The sequence below is a fragment of the Chloroflexota bacterium genome, assembly GCA_026713825.1.
Classification (GTDB): domain Bacteria; phylum Chloroflexota; class Dehalococcoidia; order Lucifugimonadales; family UBA1127; genus UBA1127.
On record JAPONS010000111.1, the window covers coordinates 1 to 3,550 of the forward strand.

Annotated in this window: 4 protein-coding genes; 3 read left to right on the top strand and 1 reads right to left on the bottom strand. The window is 66.1% G+C overall.

Features of this window, described 5'->3' with window-relative positions; all coding sequences use genetic code 11:
• Positions 1 to 455 (bottom strand): 4Fe-4S dicluster domain-containing protein (locus tag OXC99_12805; protein MCY4625861.1); only part of this gene is annotated, 455 nt, incomplete at its 3' end.
• A 133-nt stretch (positions 456 to 588) separates the two neighbouring features.
• Here OXC99_12805 and OXC99_12810 point away from each other — a divergent pair.
• The 3 genes from OXC99_12810 to OXC99_12820 all read left to right on the top strand — a co-directional run.
• Positions 589 to 1,572 carry a quinone oxidoreductase gene (locus OXC99_12810; protein MCY4625862.1) on the top strand — a complete coding sequence of 328 codons (984 nt, stop codon included), beginning with the start codon at positions 589 to 591 and terminating at the stop codon, positions 1,570 to 1,572.
• Positions 1,569 to 2,054, top strand: a complete 486-nt coding sequence (locus tag OXC99_12815) for a VOC family protein (protein MCY4625863.1) — start codon at positions 1,569 to 1,571, stop codon at positions 2,052 to 2,054. The genes OXC99_12810 and OXC99_12815 overlap by 4 nt, the downstream gene beginning before the upstream one ends.
• Positions 2,051 to 3,550 (top strand): class I SAM-dependent DNA methyltransferase (locus tag OXC99_12820; GenBank protein MCY4625864.1); only part of this gene is annotated, 1,500 nt, incomplete at its 3' end. The genes OXC99_12815 and OXC99_12820, both read left to right, overlap by 4 nt.

The window sequence follows — 3,550 nt, forward strand, 5'->3', positions numbered from 1 at the left end:
AGGCCGCTGTTGTGCGCCAGCCGCTGCAGGCCGCTGCGCTGGTACGCCCACAGTCCGAGCGCCGCCAGGCGCAGCCGGCCCGGATAGGGAAACAGGGAGAAGATCAGCCGCCGGAACAGGCGGTCGCCCCACGTGCGCGGCGCGCGCCGCTCCACCTGCTGGCGCGTGGCCTCGATCAGCTTGTCGTACTGCACGCCCGAAGGGCACGCCGTGACGCACGCCATGCAGCCGAGGCAGGTATCGATATGCCGCACGAACCCGTCGCTCAGCGTCGCCGCGTCCTCGAGGCCCAGCCGCATCAGGTGGATGCGCCCGCGTGGCGAGTCGGTCTCCTTCTGCCAGAGCACGTACGTGGGGCAGGCCGGCAGACAGAAGCCGCAGTGCACGCAGTCGGCGACCAGGTCGCGCGAGGGCGGATGCTCGGCGTCGAAGGCGCCGCTGTCGGTGGCTGGCACGAGTGCGTCACAGTTTGACGAAACCCGCGCGGGTTGTCACGCCGCTCGCCCGTGACGCCCCGTGACACATGCGCTTGGTAGGATCACGCAGCCGCCGCGCGCCGTCGGTGGCTGTACCGAGGGAGCGAGGCGGATGACGAGAGCGATACGGATACATGAAAAGGGCGGCCCCGAGGTACTGACCTGGGAGCCGGTGGAGGTCGGCGCGCCCGGCCCCGGCGAGGCGCTGATCGCCCAGACGGCCGTCGGCCTCAACTTCATCGCCGTCTACCACCGCACCGGGCTCTATCCGGTCGCCGCGATGCCGGCCATCATCGGCAGCGAGGCCGCGGGCGTCGTGGAGGCGGTCGGCGACGGCGTTACGGAGGTGGCTCCCGGCGACCGGGTGGCGTACTGCATGAGCGTCGGCAGCTACACCGAGCGGCGGCTGATTCCGGCGCGCGTCCTCGTCCGCATTCCGGACGGCGTCAGCGACCGGCAGGCCGCCGCAATGATGCTGAAGGGCTGCACCGCGCGCTACCTGCTGCGGCAGACCTACATGGTGCAGCCGGGCGACACCATCCTGTTCCATGCCGCCGCGGGCGGCTGCGGCCTGATTGCCTGCCAGTGGGCGAAGCACCTGGGCGCCACCGTGATCGGCACTGTCAGCACACCCGCCAAGGCCGAGCTGGCGAAGGCGCACGGCTGCGACCACGTGATCATCTACACGCAGGAGAACGTCGCCGAGCGGGTGCGCGAGCTGACCGGCGGCGCCGGTCTGCCGGTCGTCTACGACTCGGTGGGACAGGCCACGTTCACCGATTCGCTCGCCTGCCTCCGGCCGCGCGGCCTGATGGTGAGTTTTGGCAACGCATCGGGGCCGGTCCAGGCGTTCAACCCGGCGATGTTGGCCGCCCGGGGCTCGCTCTACCTGACGCGTCCGACGCTGGCCACCCACATCGCCACGCGCGACGCGCTCGAGACCACCGCCAACGACCTGTTCGACGTCGTCGCACGCGGCATCGTCAAGGTGGAGATCAACCAGACGTACCCGTTGTCGGACGCCGCCCGGGCGCACCGCGACCTCGAAGCGCGCAAGACCACCGGGTCCACCGTGCTGCTGACGGGGTCGGCGTGAGCCACAGGCCCAGGGTCCGTACCTGCCTCTGGTTCGACAGCCAGGGCGAGGAGGCCGCGCGGTTCTACGTCTCGCTGCTGCCCGACAGCCGCATTGAAACCGTCTCGCGGCCCGAACCGGACGGCCCGGCGCTCACGGTGGACTTCATCCTCGCCGGCGCGCCGTACCAGGTGCTCAACGGCGGTCCGATATTCCCGCACACGCCGGCCGCGTCCATTTCGGTTCTCACGAAGGACCAGGCGGAGACAGACGCGCTCTGGGCCGCCCTGGTCGCAGATGGCGGCAAGGAAGGGCAGTGCGGCTGGCTGACCGACCGTTTCGGCGTTTCGTGGCAGATAGTGCCGGAACCGTTGCTCGAGATGCAGAACGCACCGGACCGGGCCGCCGCCTTGCGGGCGCAGCAGGCCATGCTACAAATGGGCAAGATCGACGTCGCCGCCCTGGAGGCCGCATTCCGCGGGGAGTTTGAAGGAGAGGGATGAGCAGCACCGACCTCAACTGGATCGTCAACTACATCTGGGGCATCGCGGACGACGTTCTCCGCGACGTATACGCACCCAGCAAGTACCGCGACATTGTTATTCCAATGACTGTGCTGCGACGTCTTGATGCCTTGCTTGAAACGGGCAAGCAGGCGGTACTCGATGCAAAGGCAATGCTCGACAAGGCCGGCATCGTCGAGCAGGACGCTGCACTGCGGCGAGCGGCCGGTCACGCCTTCTATAACACGTCAAGATTCACGCTGCGCGATCTACGCGCCCGCGCCAACCGGCAACAGCTCAAGGCCGACTTCGGAGCGTATCTGGATGGCTTCTCGCCGAATGTGCAGGACATCCTCGACAACTTCGAGTTTCGCCACCAGATTCCGAAGCTCTCAAAGGCGGATGCGTTGGGAGCGCTGATTGAGAAGATCACATCGCCGGAAATAAACCTGAGCCCGGTACCGGTGAAGTACGCCGACGGTTCCGTCCGTCACCCCGGCTTGGACAACCACGGGATGGGAACCATCTTCGAGGAGCTGGTGCGCCGCTTCAATGAGCAGAACAACGAGGATGCCGGCAAGCACTGGACCCCACGCGATGCCGTTACGCTGATGGCCAAGCTCGTCTTCTTCCCCGTCGCAGACAGAATTCAGTCTGGGACGTATCTGCTCTACGATGGCGCCTGCGGTACCGGCGGGATGCTGACAGTGGCCGAGCAGACGCTACGACAGGTTGCGGCGGAGCACGGAAAGGACGTTTCCACGCACCTCTATGGGCAGGAGATAAGCGGAGAAACCTTTGCCATCTGCAAAGCCGACCTGTTAGTCAAGGGAGAAGGCGAGGCGGCAGACAATGTCGTTGGCGGCCCTGAGCACTCAACCCTCTCCAACGACGCTTTCCCGTCGCGCGAGTTCGACTTCATGCTGTCCAACCCGCCCTACGGCAAGAGCTGGAAAATCGACCTGGAACGCATGGGCGGCAAGAAGGACATGCGCGACCCCCGCTTCGTTATCGAACATGCGGGCGATGCCGAGTATTCCCTGGTCACCCGCTCCAGCGACGGCCAGATGCTCTTTCTCGCCAACAAGCTCTCCAAGATGAAGCAGGACACCGCGCTCGGCAGCCGCATCGCCGAGGTGCACAACGGCAGCTCGCTGTTCACCGGCGACGCCGGACAGGGCGAGAGCAACATCCGCCGCTGGATCATCGAGAACGACTGGCTGGAGGCCATCGTCGCCCTCCCGCTCAACATGTTCTACAACACCGGCATCGCCACCTATGTTTGGGTGCTCACAAACCGCAAGCCCGCCCACCGCAAGGGTAAGGTGCAGTTGATCGACGCGACCCAGTGGTTCCAGCCCCTGCGCAAGAACCTCGGCAAGAAGAACTGCGAGCTCGGCGACGATGACATTGCCCGCATCTGTGACACCTTCCTCGCCTTCGAGGAATCGGAGCAGAGCAAGATCTTCGACAACGCCGCGTTCGGCTACTGGAAG

What these genes read in the sequence shown, in the direction of transcription:
- OXC99_12810 (MCY4625862.1), top strand. Translation starts at nt 589, where the DNA reads ATGACGAGAGCGATACGGATACATGAAAAGGGCGGCCCCGAGGTACTG.